The organism is Streptomyces sp. NPDC107522 (assembly GCF_055657525.1).
This window is the reverse complement of the sequence record NZ_JBVKAU010000003.1, coordinates 35,492-53,486: the sequence shown is the minus strand read 5'-3', so window position 1 is coordinate 53,486 and position 17,995 is coordinate 35,492. Positions and strand designations below refer to the sequence as shown.

Here is a 17,995-nt window from a genome sequence, read left to right as displayed (position 1 = left end):
CTCAGGGCCGGAACCCGCGTTCCCGCTGGTGGACAGGGACGGCCGCCGCTTGCTCCCGCGAAGGAAGGGTCTTCCGGATGACCACTTCGCCCTACACATCCCAGTCGGCATTCGACGGCTCCAGGATGCGCGTCACCCTGCTGGTCGATCTCCACGAAGGCGCCCAGCAGGAGTTCCTCGACGCCTACGAGCAGATGCGCGACCGAGTCGCGTCGGTCCCCGGTCACCTCGGTGACCAGTTGTGCCAGTCCCTGGAGAACCCGTCCCAGTGGCTCATCACGAGCGAATGGGCGACCGCCCCGCCGTACCTCGCCTGGGTGAACAGTGACGAGCACTTCGAGACGGTCAGGCCCCTGCAGAACTGCGTCCGCGAGCTGAAGTCGATGCGCTACGGCATCGTCCGTGAGACCGGTGGCGCCCGCCCGGGCATCGGCGGACTCCAGACGGACGTACGCGTCGGCGACGGGGTCACGCGCCACGCCCTGACCTTCACCGTCAAGCCCGGCTCCGAGTCCAAGGTCGCGGAGATCCTCGCCGGCTATGCGCCGCCCCAGTCCCGCGTCGACGACTCCACCCGGCTGCGCCGCACCACCCTGTTCCTGCACGGCAACCGGGTCGTCCGCACGGTCGAGGTGGAGGGCGACCTGATGGCCGCCCTGCGCCACGTCTCGCGTCAGCCCGAGGTACGGGCCGTCGAGGAGGCCCTCAACCCGCATCTGGAGCAGCAGCGGGACCTGTCCGACCCCGAGTCCGCACGGGCCTTCTTCGCCCGCGCCGCCATGCCGGCCGTCCACCACGTGGCACGCGGCGGACCCGAACCGGACGACATCACGCGGCACGCCCTCTATTACCCGGCCCGCAAGGGCTGCGGGATGGCCCTGGCCCGGCTGCTGTCGCGGCAGGACGAGACCGCGGCGGCCGACCCGGCCGGCCCCGTGCACCGCAGCACCGTCTTCCAGCGGGAGGACATCGTCGTCCGCCTCATCGACGTACGGGGAGACCCCGAGACCGATCCGGTCCGGGCGCTCGGCATCCACGGCCCGCGCAAGGCCGCCGTACTGGCGCGGCTGCTCGACAGCGCCGCACTCGGCCTCGCGGGAGCGCCCACGGGCGAGCGGGAGGCGACCCGCCTCCTGGCGCACGCCGACATGAGCCTGATCACCGACCGCAGGGCTGCGCAGTCCTGACCGCCAGGGCCTTGTCCGGCCCCGCGACGCCGGCCTGATCCGCCGGACGGGCCCCTAGGGACCCCACCCCATCGACCGACCTGGAGACAGACCATGGAGAAGATGCGCCCGCGCGTCGTGGACGTGAGAGAGATCGAGCCCAACCGGAAGCGCGGCGGCGACCTGCGCACGCTGCTCACCCCTGTCACGGTGGGCGCCACCAGCGGGTTCATGGGCCTGGCCATCATGCGGCCGGGCGAACGCATCAGCGAGCACTACCACCCGTACTCCGAGGAGTTCGTGTACGTCGTCGAGGGCAGGCTGGAGGTCGACCTGGATGGAGAAACGTTTCCCCTCCGTGCCGACCAGGGTCTGATGATCCCGATCGACATGCGGCACCGCTTCCGCAACGTCGGTGACGAGGAAGCCCGCATGGTCTTCCATCTGAGCCCCCTCGCGCCGAAGCCGAGCCTCGGGCACGTCGACACGGAGGCCCCGGAGATCAGCGACGACGTCGCGTCGTACCCGCGCATCCAGGAGGAGGGCGGGCAGCCCGAACGACCGGGGGTCCTGTCGTGACCCGGCGGGTGGCGGTCACCGGCATAGGCGTGGTCGCTCCGGGAGGGATCGGGGTGCCCGCGTTCTGGGACCTCCTCTCGAGCGGCCGTACCGCGACACGTGGCATCACCCTGTTCGACCCCGACGGACTGCGGTCACGGATAGCCGCCGAGTGCGACTTCGACCCGCTCGCCCATGGACTCGACCCCGAGCTGGTCGAACGCGCCGACCGGTACATCCAGTTCGCCCTGGTCGCCGCCACGGAGGCCGTGACCGACAGCGGCGTCGACTTCGCCGCGGAGAACCCCTGGCGCGTGGCCGTGTCCCTGGGCAGCGCGGTGGGCGGCACGACCCGGCTGGAGCACGACTACGTCCTCGTCAGCGAACACGGGCAGCGCTGGGACGTCGACCACCGCGCCGCCGAGCCGGAGTTGCACCGGGCCTTCTCGCCCAGCACCCTCGCGGCGGACGTCGCGGAGCGGTTCGGCGCGCACGGGCCGGTGCAGACCGTCTCCACCGGCTGCACCTCCGGCCTCGACGCGGTGGGCTACGCCTTCCACACCATCGAGGAGGGCCGCGCCGACATCTGCATAGCCGGGGCGTCGGACTCGCCGATCTCCCCGATCACCATGGCCTGTTTCGACGCCATCAAGGCCACCTCACCCAACAACGACGACCCGGAGCACGCCTCCCGCCCCTTCGACGCCCACCGCGACGGATTCGTCATGGGCGAGGGCGCGGCCGTCCTCGTCCTGGAGGAACTGGAGCACGCCCGCGCGCGCGGCGCGCACGTCTACTGCGAGATCGGTGGCTACGCCACCTTCGGCAACGCCTACCACATGACCGGCCTGACCAGTGAGGGCCTGGAGATGGCCCGCGCCATCGACACCGCGCTCGACCACGCGCGCGTGAACCCCACCGACATCGACTACGTCAACGCGCACGGCTCGGGCACCCGGCAGAACGACCGGCACGAGACCGCCGCGGTCAAGAAGTCCCTGGGCGCCCACGCCTACGAGACGCCCATGAGCTCGATCAAGTCCATGGTGGGCCACTCCCTCGGCGCGATCGGCGCGATCGAGGTCGTCGCCTGCGTCCTCGCCCTGGCCCGGCAGGTGGTCCCGCCGACGGCGAACTACGAGACCCCGGACCCCGAGTGCGACCTGGACTACGTACCGCGCACCGCACGCTCCCGCCGCCTCGACCACGTGCTCTCCGTGGGCAGCGGCTTCGGCGGGTTCCAGTCCGCGGTGCTCCTGACGGGGCCGGCTGGGAGGAAACGATGAACGACAGTGGCAGTGACATACGCACCCGGCGCACCGCCGTCACGGGGATCGGTGTGGTCGCGCCCAACGGCCTTCATACGGAGACCTACTGGAAGTCCGTCAAGGAAGGCGCCAGCGTCCTGGACCGGATCACCAGAGAGGGCTGCGAGCACCTTCCGCTCCGGGTCGCCGGCGAGGTCCGCGGATTCGACCCGTCGGCGCTCATCGAGGAGACCTTCCTCGTCCAGACCGACCTGTTCACCCACTTCGCCCTGGCCGCCGCCGACGCCGCCCTGCAGGACGCGGGGCTGACCAAGGCGTCCGCCGTCGCCGAATCCCCGTACTCCGTCGGTGTGGTGACCGCCGCCGGGTCGGGCGGCGGCGAGTTCGGCCAGCGGGAACTGCAGAAGCTGTGGGGGCAGGGGTCCCGGTTCGTCGGGCCCTACCAGTCCATCGCCTGGTTCTACGCGGCCAGCACCGGCCAGATCTCCATCCGCAGCGGGTTCAAGGGCCCCTGCGGAGTGGTGGCCAGCGACGAGGCGGGCGGCCTGGACGCCGTCGCGCACGCCGCCCGGGTCGTGGAGCGGGGCACGGACGTGGTCGTGGTCGGCGCGGCCGAGGCGCCGCTCGCGCCGTACTCGATGGTCTGTCAGCTCGGCTACCCCGAGCTCAGCACGGACGAGGACCCGTCGACCGCCTACCGCCCCTTCACCTCGGCGGCCCGCGGCTTCGTGCCCGCCGAGGGCGGTGCCGTACTGATCGTCGAGGAGGCGGACCGGGCACGCCGCCGGGGCGCGGTCGTACGGGCCACCGTGGCGGGACATGCCGCCACCTTCACCGGCGCCTCGCACTGGGACCAGTCGCGGGAGGGACTCGCGCAGGCCATCCACGGCGCCCTCGACGAGGCCGGCTGTGCGCCGGAGGAGATCGACGTGGTCTTCGCCGACGCGATGGGCGTACCCCAGGCGGACCGCGCGGAGGCCCTCGCCCTCGTCGACGCCCTCGGCCCGCACGGCACCCGGGTGCCCGTCACGGCCCCCAAGACCGGTATCGGGCGGTCGTACTGCGGGGCACCGCTGCTGGACATCGCGGCCGCGGTGCTGGCCATGGAGCACGGGCAGATACCGCCGACCCCGAACGTCTTCGATGTCTGCCACGAGATCGACCTGGTGACCTCCACGGCGCGCTCGGCCGACCTGCACACGGCCCTGGTCCTCAGCCGGGGACTCATGGGCTCCAACGCGGCGCTGATCCTGCGCCGGGGCCCCGGATCCGCTGTCTAGTACGACAAGGAGAACCGCATGACCACCGAAGTGACCCAAGTGACCGTCGAGGAACTGGCCGCGCTGATGAAGAAGGCCGCCGGCGTGTCCGTCGACCCGGACGACCTCGCGAGCCGGGCGGACACCCCGTTCGCCGAGTTCGGCCTGGACTCGCTCGGCCTCCTCGGCATCGTGGGCGAGCTGGAGAACCGGCACGGCGTGGCGCTGCCCACCGACGCGGAGCGGTGCAAGAGCCCCCGCGCCTTCCTCGAGCTCGTCAACGGCGCACTGACGACGGGAGCCTGAGGTGCCAGGACACACCGAGAACGAGATCACCATCGCCGCACCCCTCGACCTCGTCTGGGACATGACGAACGACCTGGAGCGCTGGCCCAAGTTGTTCAGCGAGTACGCCTCGTGCGAGGTGCTGTCCCGCGAGGGCGACACCGTCACCTTCCGGCTGACCATGCACCCCGACGAGAACGGCAAGGTGTGGAGCTGGGTCTCGGAACGGACCGCCGACCGCGAGAACCTCGTCGTGCGCGCCCACAGGGTCGAGACCGGCCCCTTCGAGTACATGAACATCGTCTGGCGGTACGAGGAGACCCCGGACGGCACCCGGATGCACTGGACGCAGGACTTCGCCATGAAGCCCGACGCCCCGGTCGACGACGCCTGGATGACGGACAACATCAACCGCAACTCGCCCATCCAGATGGCCCTCATCCGCGACCGCATCGAGGAGGTCTCGTGCACCACGCCCTGATCGTCGCCAGGATGGCCCCGCAGTCGGCGAAGGACATCGCCGGCGTCTTCGCGGCCTCCGACCGCGGCGAACTCCCGCACCTCGTCGGTGTGACCCAGCGCTCCCTCTTCCAGTTCGGCGATGTGTATATGCACTTCATCGAAGCCGAACAGGACCCGGGCCCCGCCATCGCGAAGGTGGCCGGACACCCCGAGTTCGTCGACATCAGCAAGAGGCTGGAGGCGTACGTCAGTCCGTACGACCCGCAGACCTGGCGGAGTCCCAAGGACGCGATGGCGCGGTGCTTCTACCACTGGGAGAGGGACTGAAGAACACAGCAAGGCCGCCGCCCGCGCTGACCGAGCGCGGGCGGCGGCCTGTCTCGTGCAACCGGTTGGAGCAGCCGTCACAGACGGGACAGACGGGCGAGTGCCGGCATGAGCCGCAGCGCGTTCTGCCGGTTGATGGCCCGGCGCTGCGACTCCGAGAGACAGGGGTCGCTGTCCAGCGCGGGCGCCACCCGGTCGGCGATGACATGGGCGGGCGTGGGCGGCCAGTCGGTGCCGAAGAGGATACGGCCGGGGTCGACCGTCGCCAGCAGCGTCGGCGTGGCCGAGGGGGACATCGGGCCCGCGGTGTCGAAGTAGAACCGGTGCAGGTAGTCACGGACCCGGCCGGGCTCGATGCCGGGCGTGATGCGCCCGCCGAAGAGTTCCAGCCGGGTGGCCATGTAGGGGAGGAAGCCGCCGCCGTGCGGGAGGATGAAGCTGAGGTTCGGATACCGGTCCAGGGTGCCGTTCCTGATGAGGTTGATGGCCGCACGGGTGGTGTCCATCAGGAAGTCGCACACGAAGGGCGGCATGCCCGGCAGTCCCGAGCCGTCCGGCCCGGCCGGCACTTCCATGGGGTGCGTGCTGATGACGGCGGACCGTTCGTTCAGCTCGTGCATGAGGCGTTCGTGCGACTTGTCCCCGAGGACCGCGCCTTCCACGCTCGTCCGCGTGCTCACCCCGACGGCACCGAGTTCGTCGAGGCCGTACCGGACGCTCCAGGACGAGAGCTCCAGGTCGTCGAGGAAGACGGGGGTGAAGAAGGCGAAGCGCGCGGGGTTGCTCTCGGCCACGTCGGCGGCCGCGCGCAGGGCGACACGGGCGCTCTCCTGGCGCTGCACGCGCGAACGGAACCGGCCGAGCATGGCGACGGTCATGACGGAGGTACTGATACCCGTCTTGTCCATGACCTCCAGGGCCGAGTCCAGGTCCCAGCGCGTCCACCAGGGCAGCTTCTCGCGGTTGACCACGCCTTGCGCCTCCGCCCAGTCCAGCCAGGCGGGCGCGGTGAAGTGGTGGTGGACGTCGACGCGTCCGGCAAGGGTCATAACAACGTCCTCCATGTGGGGGGGCGGCAGGGGATTCGGCAGGGGTTTCGGCGGGGGATCGCTCAGTCTCGGCAGAGCACGGTCTGCAGCACGTTCGTCAGGACGCGATCGGCGTCGGGGATCGCGGCGCCCGCACGCCAGGCGACGAAGCCGTCCGGGCGTACGAGGACGGCACCGTCCTCCGCCGTGCCGTGCAGCTGAGCCCAGTCGGCGTCCGGGTCGGGGACGAGGTCGTGATCGGGTTCCGGTCCCACGAGATACGCCTCGACAGGGACGCCCAGGTTCAGGGAGGCCTTCTCCACGGCATTGCGCCACGTCTGCCCGTCCCGCCCGGCGAGCAGCACGAAGGAACGCTCGTACAGGTCGAGCGTGGAGATCCGGCGGCCTTCTCTCCTGACCCACATGTGGGGTGCACGGCTCCCCGGCTCGCCGCCCAGGTTGAAGGCGTCGGGGACGATCGGCCGGTCCGGCGGGGCGCCCACCACGGCGTTCGAGGCGTACCGGTAGCAGAGGGCGACGGTCATCAGGTCCGCCGGGTCGTTGTTACGGCCCGCGGCGGGGCTGAACCCCGGGTGCTGCTCGTCGGCCGCCTGGACGCACGCGCGCGTGCCGGTCGCGAGGGCGACGGGCCGGCGTTCCCGCTTGTAGGAGTCGAGCAGCGGAAGACCGGCCCAGCCGCGCAGGACCGAGGCCAGCTTCCAGGCGAGGTTGTGGGCGTCCTGGATGCCGGTGTTGGAGCCGAACGCCCCCGTGGGCGGCATTTCGTGGGCCGAGTCGCCGGCCAGGAAGACCCGGCCCTCGCCGTAGCTGTCCGCGACCCGCTTCGAGGCGTGCCACGGCGCCCTTCCCGTGATCTCGACGTCGATGTCCGCGACGCCGACGGCCGCGCGGATGTGGGCCGCCAGCCTCTCGTCGGTGAAGTCCTCCAGGGTTTCACCCCGGTCCGGATACCAGGGAACGTGGATCACCCAGCGCTCGTCGTTGTCCACCGGCAGCAGGGCTCCCTCGCCCCGGGGGTCGGTGACATAGCAGACGACGAATCGTTTCTCCCCCACGTGGTTCTTGAGCGCCCGGCTGCGGAACGTGACGCTGACGTTGTGGAACAGCTCGCCCGGCCCTGACTGGCCGATCCCCAGCTGACCGCGGATGGGGCTCCTGGGGCCGTCCGCGGCCACCAGGAAGCCGGCGTCCACGGTGTACGTCTCACCGGTGTCCCGGCGCATGACCTGCGCCTGTACGCCCTCTTCGTTCTGTGTGAAGGACAGCACTTCCGAGTTGAAGCGGATGTCGGCGCCCTGCTGACGGGCGTAGTCCAGCAGGACCGGCTCGAGGTCGTTCTGGCTGCACAGGCACCAGTCCGAGGAGCTGACCCGGGAGATGTCCATGCCGCCGGAGATGTCCCCGATGATCCAGCGGCGCTGCGTCCCCGTGAGTGTGTCCACCTGGAGAATGCCGTCGTTCCCGGCGAGCACACCGGCCGCCTGCCGAATACGCGACTCCAGGCCGGCGGTCCGGTAAATCTCCATGGTGCGCACATTGTTGCCGCGGCCACGAGGGTGCGTCGAAGTCCCGGCATGCCGCTCCACGACCACGTGCTGGATTCCGAGGCGCCCGAGGAAAACCGAAGTGGAAAGACCCACCAGGGATCCGCCGACGATGAGAACAGGTACAGATTCCGCTTCGTGTCCACTCACGTCGACGATGTTTACCAGCTCGGACTCCGGCCCACACGTCCTGCAGGGACCCGACCCATATGGCGCAGTGCCGTTTGCGGCGCGGTGCCGCCCGGGAAACGGTGGCACTGACCGGCGGAATCCGACCGCCGGAATCCACGCCTACCCGGGGACCAGCCATGACGCAAGCGTTCGCATCCGAGGAATCCGAGGCACTGTCGCCCGAAGAGGCCGCGGCCGCGGCCTCGGCGTGCAGCCGGGAGTTCCGCGCCAACCCGCATCCCGTGTACGCCGCGCTGCGGGAAACGGCACCCGTGTGCCCGCTGTCGCCGCCCCACGGTGTCCAGACGTACCTGATCACGCGGTACGACGACGCGCGTGTGGCGCTGGCCGACCCCCGGCTGAGCAAGGACATGTACGGCGCCATCGACGCCTACCACCGCATTTTCGGTGACTCGTCGATCGCGCTGGACGACAACATGCTCTTCTCGGACCCGCCGAAGCACACCAGGCTCCGCAGGATCGTCGGCAGTACCTTCACCCCGAAAAGGGTGGAATCGCTGCGCGCACGCGTCCAGCAGATCACCGACGAGCTGCTGGACCAAATCCCCGAGTCCGGGTCGGTCAACCTGCTCCCGGAGTTCTGTTTCCCGCTTCCGCTCCATGTGATCTGTGAACTCCTGGGGGTCCCGGAAAACGAGCGCAAACAGGCTCAGGAATGGTCCGCCACCGTCGCGCAGACCGGTTTCGGGCCGGAGGCGAGAAAGAAGCTGGAAATCGCCGAGGGAAATCTCCGCGACTATCTCGTGGACCTGTGTGCGCGGAAGCGGAAGGAGCCGGATTCGGGCCTGCTCAGCGCACTCGTCACGGCACAGGACGTGGATGGCGCGCTCACGGACCACGAACTGGTCTCCACGGCGTGGGTGCTGCTGTTCGCCGGCCACAAGTCGACCGCCTACCAGATCGGCAACGCCGTCTACCATCTGCTCGCTCAGCCGGAGCAGAAGCAACTGGCACTCCGGGACGAGGCCGCCATGGCCGCGGCCATCGAGGAGATCTTCCGCTTCGAGACCTCCGTGGAGAACTCGACGTTCCGTCACGCGACAGAAGACATCGTGATGCGCGACACCCTCATCCCCAAGGGTGCGCTCGTCCAGATCTCGATCACCGGCGCCCACCGCGACCCCGAGGCCTTCGCCGATCCGGACCGGCTGGACGTCACGCGCCCGAACGTCCAGGCGGCGCACATCGCGTTCGGCGTCGGTCCGCACTACTGCATCGGGGCGCCGCTGGCCCGTCTGGAAATGCAGATCGCCCTCACCACCCTCTTCGGGCGGTACCCCCGCATGGCCCTGGCCGTGGCGCCGGAGGACGCGCGCTGGCTGACCGTGCCGTTCCCGGCCTTCCGCGGGCTGGCGGAACTCCCCGTCGTTCTCGACCCGTCCTGACGGGAGCGCCATGGAACGCGTGCGTGTCATTCGGCTGCTCCACGTCCGGGAAGGACGGGAGGCGGACTTCGTCGAGTCCTACCAGGGCGTGCTCGAACGCGCCGTGCGGTTCCCCGGGCACCTCGGCGAACAGTTGGGCCGCTCGATCGACCATCCCGCTCGCTGGCTGCTCACCAGCGAGTGGGACAGCCTGGAGTCGGTCGAACAGTGGCGGTCCGACCCCGATCACCAGGCCCTGGTCGCGCCGATGAACGCCTGCCTGCACGACGACCGGTGGACGGCGGTCTTCCGGATCAGGGAGACGGCCGGCACACAGCCCGGTGGACCGAAAGGCGAGACGGGGCTGACCAGCATGTGACCGGCCGGTAAGGTCGGTTCCGTGCCGAAGCCGCTCAGTCTTCCCTTCGACCCCATCGCCCGCGCCGACGAACTCTGGAAGCAGCGCTGGGGCAATGTGCCGTCCATGGCCGCCATCACCTCGATCATGCGCGCCCAGCAGATCCTGCTCGCCGAGGTCGACGCGGTGGTCAAGCCGTACGGGCTGACGTTCGCACGGTACGAGGCCCTGGTGCTGCTCAACTTCTCCAAGGCCGGCGAACTGCCCATGTCCAAGATCGGCGAGCGGCTCATGGTGCACCCGACGTCGGTGACGAACACCGTGGACCGGCTGGTCAGGTCGGGCCTGGTGGACAAGCGGCCCAACCCGAACGACGGGCGGGGCACGCTCGCCTCCATCACCGACAAGGGCCGCGAGGTCGTCGAGGCGGCCACCCGGGACCTGATGGCGATGGACTTCGGACTCGGGGTCTACGACGCCGAGGAGTGCGCGGAGATCTTCGCGATGCTGCGCCCGCTGCGGGTGGCGGCGCACGACTTCGAGGACAGCTGAGCCGGGTCCGGCGCGGGGCCGACCCCGGGCAAGATCTCCCGGAACGGGTGGTTACGCTCGTACGCATGAAGAAGAGCGTCCTGACCCGGTACCGGGTGATGGCTTACGTCACCGCCGTCATGCTGCTCGTGCTGTGCACCTGCATGGTGTTCAAGTACGGCTTTGACATGGGCGAGGACGTCACCCTCGCCGTCTCCCAGGTGCACGGCTTCCTCTACATCGTGTATCTGGTCTTCGCCTTCGATCTCGGCTCCAAGGCCAAGTGGTCGTTCGGCAAGCTGCTGTGGGTGCTGCTCTCCGGGACGATTCCCTTCGCCGCCTTCTTCGTCGAGCGCAAGGTCACCCGCCAGGCGGAACCCCTGGTCGGTGGGCCTGTCCCGGCGGTCGCCAAGGCCTGACCCGCACCGCCGTACGAACGCGTACGGCGGTTTCCCATCGACATTTACTTGGACGTCCTAGTAAATTCGAGGGTATGGACGCTGACGCCATCGAGGAGGGCCGCCGACGCTGGCAGGCCCGGTACGACGCCGCGCGCAAGCGCGACGCTGACTTCACCACGCTCTCCGGCGATCCCGTGGAGCCGGTGTACGGACCCCGACCCGGGGACAGGTACGAGGGCTTCGAGCGGATCGGCTGGCCCGGGGAGTACCCCTACACGCGCGGGCTGTATCCGACCGGCTACCGAGGGCGGACGTGGACCATCCGGCAGTTCGCCGGGTTCGGCAACGCCGAGCAGACCAACGAGCGCTACAAGATGATCCTCGGCAACGGCGGGGGCGGTCTCTCGGTCGCCTTCGACATGCCGACGCTCATGGGCCGGGACTCCGACGATCCGCGCTCGCTGGGCGAGGTCGGGCACTGCGGTGTCGCCATCGACTCGGCCGCCGACATGGAGGTCCTGTTCAAGGACATCCCGCTGGGCGACGTGACGACGTCCATGACCATCAGCGGGCCGGCCGTGCCCGTCTTCTGCATGTACCTGGTGGCGGCGGAGCGGCAGGGTGTGGATCCGGGGGTGCTCAACGGGACCCTCCAGACCGACATCTTCAAGGAGTACATCGCCCAGAAGGAGTGGCTCTTCCAGCCCGAGCCGCACCTGCGCCTCATCGGCGACCTGATGGAGTACTGCGCCGCCGGGATTCCCGCGTACAAGCCGCTGTCCGTGTCCGGCTACCACATCCGGGAGGCCGGGGCGACGGCCGCGCAGGAGCTGGCGTACACGCTCGCGGACGGGTTCGGGTACGTCGAGCTGGGGCTGTCGCGCGGGCTGGACGTCGATGTGTTCGCCCCGGGGCTCTCCTTCTTCTTCGACGCGCACGTCGACTTCTTCGAGGAGATCGCCAAGTTCCGTGCGGCGCGGCGCATTTGGGCGCGGTGGATGCGGGACGTGTACGGGGCGAAGAGCGAGAAGGCGCAGTGGCTGCGCTTCCACACCCAGACCGCGGGTGTCTCGCTGACCGCCCAGCAGCCGTACAACAACGTCGTCCGTACGGCCGTGGAGGCGCTGGCCGCCGTACTCGGCGGGACGAACTCGCTGCACACCAACGCCCTCGACGAGACCCTCGCGCTGCCCTCCGAGCAGGCCGCCGAGATCGCGCTGCGCACGCAGCAGGTGCTGATGGAGGAGACCGGGGTCGCCAACGTGGCCGATCCGCTGGGCGGTTCGTGGTACGTCGAGCAGCTGACCGACCGGATCGAGGCCGACGCCGAGAAGATCTTCGAGCAGATAAAGGAGCGGGGGCTGCGGGCGCATCCCGACGGCCGGCACCCGATCGGGCCGATCACGTCCGGGATTCTGCGGGGGATCGAGGACGGCTGGTTCACCGGGGAGATCGCGGAGTCGGCGTTCCGGTATCAGCAGGCGCTGGAGAAGGGTGAGAAGCGGGTCGTCGGGGTGAACGCCCACCACGGGTCCGTCACCGGGGATCTGGAGATCCTGCGGGTGAGTCATGAGGTGGAGCGGGAGCAGGTGCGGGTGCTGGGTGACCGGCGGGCGGGGCGGGACGACGCTGCCGTGCGGGCCGCGCTGGACGGGATGCTGGCCGCTGCGCGGGGTGGCGCCAACATGATCGAGCCGATGCTGGAGGCTGTGCGGGCCGAGGCGACGCTGGGGGAGATCTGTGGGGTGCTGCGCGAGGAGTGGGGGGTGTACACGGAGCCGGCCGGCTTCTAGATGTTCTCGCCCCCGCCGCCCCTACCCTTCCCGTCCCTGGGGGGCTTCGCCCCCCAGACCCCCCTATCGGCCTGAACGGCCTCGTCCTCGAATGCCGGACGGGCTGGAGGTGGCTGAGCTGGGATCGTCCGTGGACGGCGGACAGGGGCAGGTGGACGTGCTGATCAGTCGAGTGAGTGTGCCAGGCCCAGTGACAGGATTCGGGCAAAGCTTCGGGCCCACTCCTCGTCCGCCGGGTTCGCGCTGACCAGGGTGCGGTGGACCACCGCTCCCGCCACCATGTCGAAGATGAGGTCGACCGTGCGGGCGGACTCCGTGGGGTCGGTCTCCGGTGGGAGTTCGCCGCGGGACTGGGCCCTTGCCCGGCCCTCCAGGACCAGGCGTTTCTGGCGTTCCACGATCGACTCGCGGATGCGTTCGCGCAGGGCCTCGTCCCGGGTCGCCTCCGCCACCACCGCCATCAGGCCACTCTTGGCCTCCGGGCGGGCGAGGATCGCCGCGAACTGCAGGACCACGCCCTCGATGTCGGCGGCCAGGGTGCCGCGGTCGGGGAGTTCCAGTTCGTCGAAGAGTTCCGCCACCGCGTCGACGACCAGCTCGTTCTTGCCGGACCAGCGGCGGTAGAGGGTGGTTTTTGCAACCCCCGCGCGCGTCGCCACGTCTCCCAGGGTGAGCTTGGACCAGCCCACCTCCACCAGGGCCTCCCGGGTGGCCGCCAGGATCGCCGCGTCCGCCGCGGCACTGCGGGGGCGTCCTGTGGCGCGTGGGGCGGGAGTGTGGGTCTGCATCCCATGACCATAAGACGACGGTTCTTGTGAGGCCGTGAGGGAGATCACCGGAGAGTGGTGTTCCGGAGGCACTCGGTGCCATTACGCTACGACTCGTAGCGAAACCACTGGCGTGGGGTGGGGACCCGGCGTCGTACAGCACAGAGCACGACCAGCTCTCATGATGCTTTTCACCAACGCGCGCGGACGGGGGAGGATAGACGCATGCAGCCACGGAACATGTCCATGAGCGGAGTCGTCGACCTCGCCGCGGTGAAGGCGGCCCAGGAGGCCAAGGCGAAGGCGGAGCAGGCGCGTGCCGAGGCCGCCCGGCAGGGCGGGGGCACCGGCGCCGTATCGCCCGCCGATCTTGTTATTGATGTGGATGAGGCAGGGTTCGAGCGGGACGTCCTGCAGCGGTCCGCCGAGGTGCCCGTCGTCATCGACTTCTGGGCCGAGTGGTGCCAGCCCTGCAAGCAGCTGAGCCCGGTGCTGGAGCGGCTCGCCGTCGAGTACAACGGGCGGTTCCTGCTCGCCAAGATCGACGTCGACGCCAACCAGATGCTGATGCAGCAGTTCGGCGTGCAGGGGATTCCGGCCGTCTTCGCCGTCGTCGCCGGGCAGGCGCTGCCGCTCTTCCAGGGGGCGGCCGGCGAGGCGCAGATCCGCCAGACGCTCGACCAGCTCGTCGCCGTAGCCGAGCAGCGCTTCGGCCTCACCGGCCTCACCGTCGACCCGGACGCCGAGCCGGGCGGTGCCCAGCCCGCTCCCGCCGTGCCGGCCGGTCCGTACGACGCGTTGCTCGAGGCCGCCGTACAGGCCCTGGACGCGGGCGACTTGGCCGGTGCGGTGCAGGCGTACAAGAACGTGCTGAGCGAGGACCCGGCCAACTCGGAGGCCAAACTGGGGCTCGCCCAGGCCGAGTTGCTGCAGCGGGTGCAGGGTGCCGACCCGCAGCGGGTGCGCAAGGACGCCGCCGAGAAGCCCGGTGACGCGCAGGCGCAGATCGCCGCCGCCGACCTGGACCTGGTGGGCGGTCATGTCGAGGACGCCTTCGGGCGGCTCATCGACACCGTGCAGCGCACGGTCGGTGACGACCGGGACACCGTACGACTTCGGCTGCTCGAGCTGTTCGAGGTCGTGGGCGCCGAGGACCCGCGCGTGACGGCGGCGCGCAGGGCGTTGGCACGTGCCCTGTTCTGACCGGACCGGCGAGCGGGGCGGCAGCCCCGTTCTGACCAGTCACTAAACGCACGGGCACGTGTTGCCCGAGTGAAAGATCTGCCGATACGGCGTCACTGCGGCCGCGCTTTACCAAATCTTGGTAATCGCGGCCGCAGTTACTGGGGGTAAGTCGCAGGCTTCGTTCTGTCAGAGCCTGTCCGGTGATACCTGGATTTGTCCGGTCGCTTGACGCCACCCTGAGTCGCTGTCCGAGACCGACGGGTCGTTGTTCGGTTATCCGGCCGTTACTACTGAGTAACGAAGCCCCTTGTGCGGGCGGCGAGAATGCACCACGATCGGCCACGCTCGGTCCATTTCCGTACCCCGACAGCCGGTCGGGTCACGGGAGTTCCTGGGTCCCCACCGAGCAGAGTCGGCGGCAGTGGCGCCGGCTCTTGGACAGGGGGGTCTTCGCCCATCCGGCGAAGCCTGTCCAGCAAGGTTGTGCGTGATGCGTGTCAGGCGCGACCAGTGGTTGTCGCTCGGGGGTGATCGCCGGTGATTCGGGTGCGGTTTCGCGCCACCGAGTGCAGGCGCTCTCCTTCCCGAGGACGTAGCACTTCTCCCATCCCTGTCCGGCCGGCCCGTCGACTGTCGGAGCCCGGTCGAGGCCAGGAGATGTACGTCCGAGAAGGAGGAAATATGGAGTCCCAGGTGCGTGGCGGGACCAGATGGAAGCGGTTCGCTGTGGTCATGGTGCCCAGCGTCGCCGCCACGGCTGCGATAGGTGTCGCCCTCGCGCAGGGCGCTCTCGCCGCGTCGTTCAGCGTTTCCGGCCAGTCGTTCAAGGTCACGACCGACAAGCTCGTCGGTACGGGTTTCTCGCAGTACGGCGCTCTTGACGAGGGCTACACGCTCTCCGGCAAGAAGACGGTTCACCCCGTCGCCGTCTCGGGCTTCAAGTCCGCGACGATCAACAGCCTGTGCCAGTCCGTGGTCACCCCCGACGTCCCGATCCTCGGGAGCGTCAGCCTGATCCTGCGGGCGGGCGAAGACCCGAACAAGCCGGTCGAGGCCAAGAACCTCTACATCGACGTCGCCGACCTGAACGCGGACGCGACGTTCGAGAACATCGACATCGGTGTGGCCGCCAAGGACGCCAGCAAGGGTCCGGGCATGAAGGGCGGCGGCGAGCAGGCCAACCCCTTCGGCTTCGCCCAGCAGGCCGACAAGGCCACGCTGACCGACGTGAAGCAGACGGCGTGGGCGACCACCGCCGGAACCTTCAAGCTCAGCGGCCTGAAGATGTCGCTGTCGACGGGTGTCAAGGAGTGCTACTAAGCACTCTCTGACGGGCGGGGGAGCCGATGGCGCCCCCGCCCGTCCACTCTCCGCCCGCTTTCTTCACAAGCGGTCACACGCTCACCAACTCACCACCGCACCACCACCACAGCAACGCCGTACCAGGGAGCTGTTTTCCATGAGCGCCGAGACTCCTGCCGTACCCGGCCAGTTCACCCGCCGGAGGCTGCAGTTCCGCGCCTGGCGGGGTACGAGGCCGTTCTGGGCCGGTCTGTTCGTCATGTTCGGCGGACTCCCGATCGCCTACTTCCCGTATGCGAACCTTCAGATCGGCCACCTGACGCTGGCGATGCAGACCGCGGGCGGCTCCAGTTCGCTGATCATCGGTGTGCTGCTCGTCGTCCTGGGCTTCACCCTCTGGTTCCAGCAGCACGTCCGCACCTTCGCGGGCATCGCGGCGATCCTGCTGGGGCTGGTGTCCATCCCGCTGTCCAACCTCGGCGGCTTCCTCATCGGCTTCCTCTTCGCCCTCATCGGCGGGGCGATGGCCGTGGCGTGGGGGCCGGGAGCGCCGCCCGAGCAGGAGCCGGCGCAGACGGACACGACGGGGACGGGTGGCGCTCCCGAGGGCCTGGACCCCGACACCACGGTCCTCAAGCCCGTCCAGGACACGGCCGAGTTGGGCAAGTCGAACGATCTGTCAGGAACGAGCCCGGCGAACGGGGCGAACGGGAGGCACAGTGCCGGCTGACGAGGTGACCCACGGGACTGAGGTGGACAAGTCCCGTGTGAGAACCGGGCCGCGTCACGCGGCGCCCAAGAAGCCGCTGTTCACCAGGTTCCACATGCCGGCCGGCAAGGCGATAGCCCTGGCGGCGATGCCCACCGCCGTCCTCATGGGGATGGGGTTCACGCCGACGCTCGCGCAGGCCGACAGCAACGACTCGTCGAAGCTGACGTCGAACAGCCTGACGGCGGACGAGTACGACGAGTTCGCGGACCAGTACAAGGAATGCGTGGCGGCCCTGGACGACTCCGAGGACGCGTCGGCCTCGCCGTCGCCCTCCGCGAGCTCCGGTGACTCCACGGACCAGGACGACTCGTCGGAGCCGTCGCCGTCGGCCTCCGCCGGCCAGGACTCCTCGGGTTCCTCCGACTCGTCGGACACGTCCGGCTCCTCGGGTTCCGCGGGCGGCTCCTCGTCGTCGGATTCAGGTTCCGACGACGCGGCCGAGCCCACGCCCACGCCGTCCCCGAGCACGTCGAGCGAGGCCCAGTCCGGCTCCGGCGACACCGCCACGCCGTCCCCCTCGCCGTCGGAGAGCGGCGGCAACCTGCTGGAGGACATCGGCGACGCGATCACCGGTATCTTCACGGGCGGCTCAGGCTCCGGCTCCGAGGAGAGCGCGAGCCCGACGCCGACGCCCTCCGCGAGCGCGAGCGAGGAGACGTCCTCCGGGTCCTCCGACTCCGGCAAGGACACCTCCGAGGGCTCCGACCCCGTCAAGGAGACCGCCGACAAGGTCACCGACACGGTGAAGGACACCACCGACTCGGCGTCCAAGGCCGTCGAGGACACCACCGAGGCGGCCCAGGAGGCCGCGGGGGACGCTGCCGACGCCGCGACGCCGAGCCCCTCCGCGAGCTCCACCACGGACGCCGAGGACTGCCCGGCCGCCACCGACGACGAGAGCGGTGTCGACAACAAGGTGCCGGTGGCGGACGACCCCTGGTACCTGGAGGCCAGCTCGCTGCTGCTGAAGGGCGCGGACTACCAGGGCATCGTCGAGGTGAAGACCGCCAACGGCACCAAGAAGAAGGTGCTGAAGTACGTCATCTCCGACGGCACCGACATCGGCGACCTGCACCAGCTGGTCAAGGACAAGCAGTCCGGCAAGACCTACCACGTGCAGGCGGCCCAGGGCTCGACGTCCACGATCCGCGACGGCAAGACGGTGATGTACACCGAGAGCATCTCCGGCAATCTGCTCGGCCTGATCCCGGTGACGTTCGACCCGGAGCACCCGCCGCCGCTGAACATCCCGTTGATCTACTTCACCAAGGTGAAGGTCGTCCAGGCGGCCCAGTTCGGCGGCACGCTGCACGTGCCCGGGATGCACATGTTCACGACCGACTGATCGTGTCCACGACCGACTGAGCGTCCGCACAAGCCCGTTCGGGAGCCGCGAAACACTGAGGGCGCCC

Annotated in this window: 19 protein-coding genes; 16 read left to right on the top strand and 3 right to left on the bottom strand. The window is 69.5% G+C overall.

What is annotated here, in order from left to right; all coding sequences use genetic code 11:
- Positions 1-77: 77 nt before the first annotated feature.
- The 7 genes from ACZ7L6_RS10255 (at position 78) to ACZ7L6_RS10225 (ending at position 5,325) form a co-directional block, all read left to right on the top strand.
- Positions 78-1,187, top strand: coding sequence for a SchA/CurD-like domain-containing protein (locus tag ACZ7L6_RS10255; RefSeq protein ID WP_471921927.1), 1,110 nt, complete (start codon positions 78-80; stop codon positions 1,185-1,187).
- Between the two features lie 93 nt (positions 1,188-1,280).
- Positions 1,281-1,745 (top strand): cupin domain-containing protein, encoded by a 465-nt coding sequence (locus tag ACZ7L6_RS10250; protein WP_433047856.1) that lies wholly within the window; start codon positions 1,281-1,283, stop codon positions 1,743-1,745.
- Complete coding sequence (locus ACZ7L6_RS10245; protein ID WP_471921924.1) at positions 1,742-3,010, top strand: beta-ketoacyl-[acyl-carrier-protein] synthase family protein; 1,269 nt, start codon at positions 1,742-1,744, stop codon at positions 3,008-3,010. Before ACZ7L6_RS10250 ends, ACZ7L6_RS10245 begins: the two co-directional genes overlap by 4 nt.
- Positions 3,007-4,272 (top strand): ketosynthase chain-length factor, encoded by a 1,266-nt coding sequence (locus tag ACZ7L6_RS10240; protein ID WP_471921922.1) that lies wholly within the window; start codon positions 3,007-3,009, stop codon positions 4,270-4,272. Before ACZ7L6_RS10245 ends, ACZ7L6_RS10240 begins: the two co-directional genes overlap by 4 nt.
- Before the next feature lie 18 nt (positions 4,273-4,290).
- Positions 4,291-4,557, top strand: a complete 267-nt coding sequence (locus ACZ7L6_RS10235; RefSeq protein ID WP_471921919.1) for an acyl carrier protein — start codon at positions 4,291-4,293, stop codon at positions 4,555-4,557.
- Position 4,558: 1 nt separating this feature from the next.
- Positions 4,559-5,017, top strand: a complete 459-nt coding sequence (locus tag ACZ7L6_RS10230; RefSeq protein ID WP_471921917.1) for an SRPBCC family protein — start codon at positions 4,559-4,561, stop codon at positions 5,015-5,017.
- Positions 5,002-5,325 carry a TcmI family type II polyketide cyclase gene (locus ACZ7L6_RS10225; RefSeq protein WP_471921915.1) on the top strand — a complete coding sequence of 108 codons (324 nt, stop codon included), beginning with the start codon at positions 5,002-5,004 and terminating at the stop codon, positions 5,323-5,325. The genes ACZ7L6_RS10230 and ACZ7L6_RS10225 overlap by 16 nt, the downstream gene beginning before the upstream one ends.
- A 77-nt stretch (positions 5,326-5,402) precedes the next feature.
- On the opposite strand, the gene ACZ7L6_RS10220 is transcribed toward ACZ7L6_RS10225, so the two are convergent.
- Positions 5,403-6,374 carry an amidohydrolase family protein gene (locus ACZ7L6_RS10220; protein ID WP_471921913.1) on the bottom strand — a complete coding sequence of 324 codons (972 nt, stop codon included), beginning with the start codon at positions 6,372-6,374 and terminating at the stop codon, positions 5,403-5,405.
- A gap of 62 nt (positions 6,375-6,436) precedes the next feature.
- A complete protein-coding gene (locus ACZ7L6_RS10215; RefSeq protein ID WP_471921911.1) occupies positions 6,437-8,068 on the bottom strand; it encodes an FAD-dependent oxidoreductase in 1,632 nt (543 codons plus the stop codon).
- A 158-nt stretch (positions 8,069-8,226) separates the two neighbouring features.
- Between ACZ7L6_RS10215 and ACZ7L6_RS10210 the strand changes: the two genes are divergently transcribed.
- The 5 genes from ACZ7L6_RS10210 (at position 8,227) to ACZ7L6_RS10190 (ending at position 12,557) form a co-directional block, all read left to right on the top strand.
- Positions 8,227-9,495, top strand: a complete 1,269-nt coding sequence (locus ACZ7L6_RS10210; protein WP_471921909.1) for a cytochrome P450 family protein — start codon at positions 8,227-8,229, stop codon at positions 9,493-9,495.
- A gap of 10 nt (positions 9,496-9,505) precedes the next feature.
- Positions 9,506-9,853 (top strand): antibiotic biosynthesis monooxygenase family protein, encoded by a 348-nt coding sequence (locus tag ACZ7L6_RS10205; RefSeq protein ID WP_471921907.1) that lies wholly within the window; start codon positions 9,506-9,508, stop codon positions 9,851-9,853.
- 21 nt (positions 9,854-9,874) lie between these two features.
- A complete protein-coding gene (locus tag ACZ7L6_RS10200; RefSeq protein ID WP_471921905.1) occupies positions 9,875-10,384 on the top strand; it encodes a MarR family winged helix-turn-helix transcriptional regulator in 510 nt (169 codons plus the stop codon).
- Between the two features lie 65 nt (positions 10,385-10,449).
- Positions 10,450-10,782, top strand: a complete 333-nt coding sequence (locus tag ACZ7L6_RS10195) for a DUF3817 domain-containing protein (RefSeq protein ID WP_471921903.1) — start codon at positions 10,450-10,452, stop codon at positions 10,780-10,782.
- A 74-nt stretch (positions 10,783-10,856) separates the two neighbouring features.
- Positions 10,857-12,557 (top strand): acyl-CoA mutase large subunit family protein, encoded by a 1,701-nt coding sequence (locus tag ACZ7L6_RS10190; protein ID WP_471921901.1) that lies wholly within the window; start codon positions 10,857-10,859, stop codon positions 12,555-12,557.
- Positions 12,558-12,721: 164 nt separating this feature from the next.
- Here the strand turns inward: ACZ7L6_RS10190 and ACZ7L6_RS10185 are convergent, their stop codons facing one another.
- Positions 12,722-13,345 carry a TetR/AcrR family transcriptional regulator gene (locus tag ACZ7L6_RS10185; RefSeq protein ID WP_471921899.1) on the bottom strand — a complete coding sequence of 208 codons (624 nt, stop codon included), beginning with the start codon at positions 13,343-13,345 and terminating at the stop codon, positions 12,722-12,724.
- A gap of 204 nt (positions 13,346-13,549) precedes the next feature.
- On the opposite strand from ACZ7L6_RS10185, the gene ACZ7L6_RS10180 reads away from it, so the two are divergent.
- The 4 genes from ACZ7L6_RS10180 to ACZ7L6_RS10165 all read left to right on the top strand — a co-directional run bounded on the left by ACZ7L6_RS10180 (position 13,550) and on the right by ACZ7L6_RS10165 (position 17,928).
- On the top strand, positions 13,550-14,527 hold the full coding sequence (locus tag ACZ7L6_RS10180) for a tetratricopeptide repeat protein (RefSeq protein ID WP_471921897.1): 978 nt from the start codon (positions 13,550-13,552) through the stop codon (positions 14,525-14,527).
- A 663-nt stretch (positions 14,528-15,190) separates the two neighbouring features.
- Entirely contained in the window at positions 15,191-15,829 is a 639-nt protein-coding gene (locus tag ACZ7L6_RS10175) for a DUF6230 family protein (protein ID WP_471921895.1), read from the top strand.
- Between the two features lie 139 nt (positions 15,830-15,968).
- On the top strand, positions 15,969-16,541 hold the full coding sequence (locus ACZ7L6_RS10170; protein WP_471921893.1) for a DUF6114 domain-containing protein: 573 nt from the start codon (positions 15,969-15,971) through the stop codon (positions 16,539-16,541).
- Positions 16,531-17,928: a hypothetical protein gene (locus ACZ7L6_RS10165; RefSeq protein ID WP_471921891.1), complete on the top strand. Its 1,398-nt coding sequence runs from the start codon at positions 16,531-16,533 to the stop codon at positions 17,926-17,928. Before ACZ7L6_RS10170 ends, ACZ7L6_RS10165 begins: the two co-directional genes overlap by 11 nt.
- Positions 17,929-17,995: the final 67 nt, after the last annotated feature.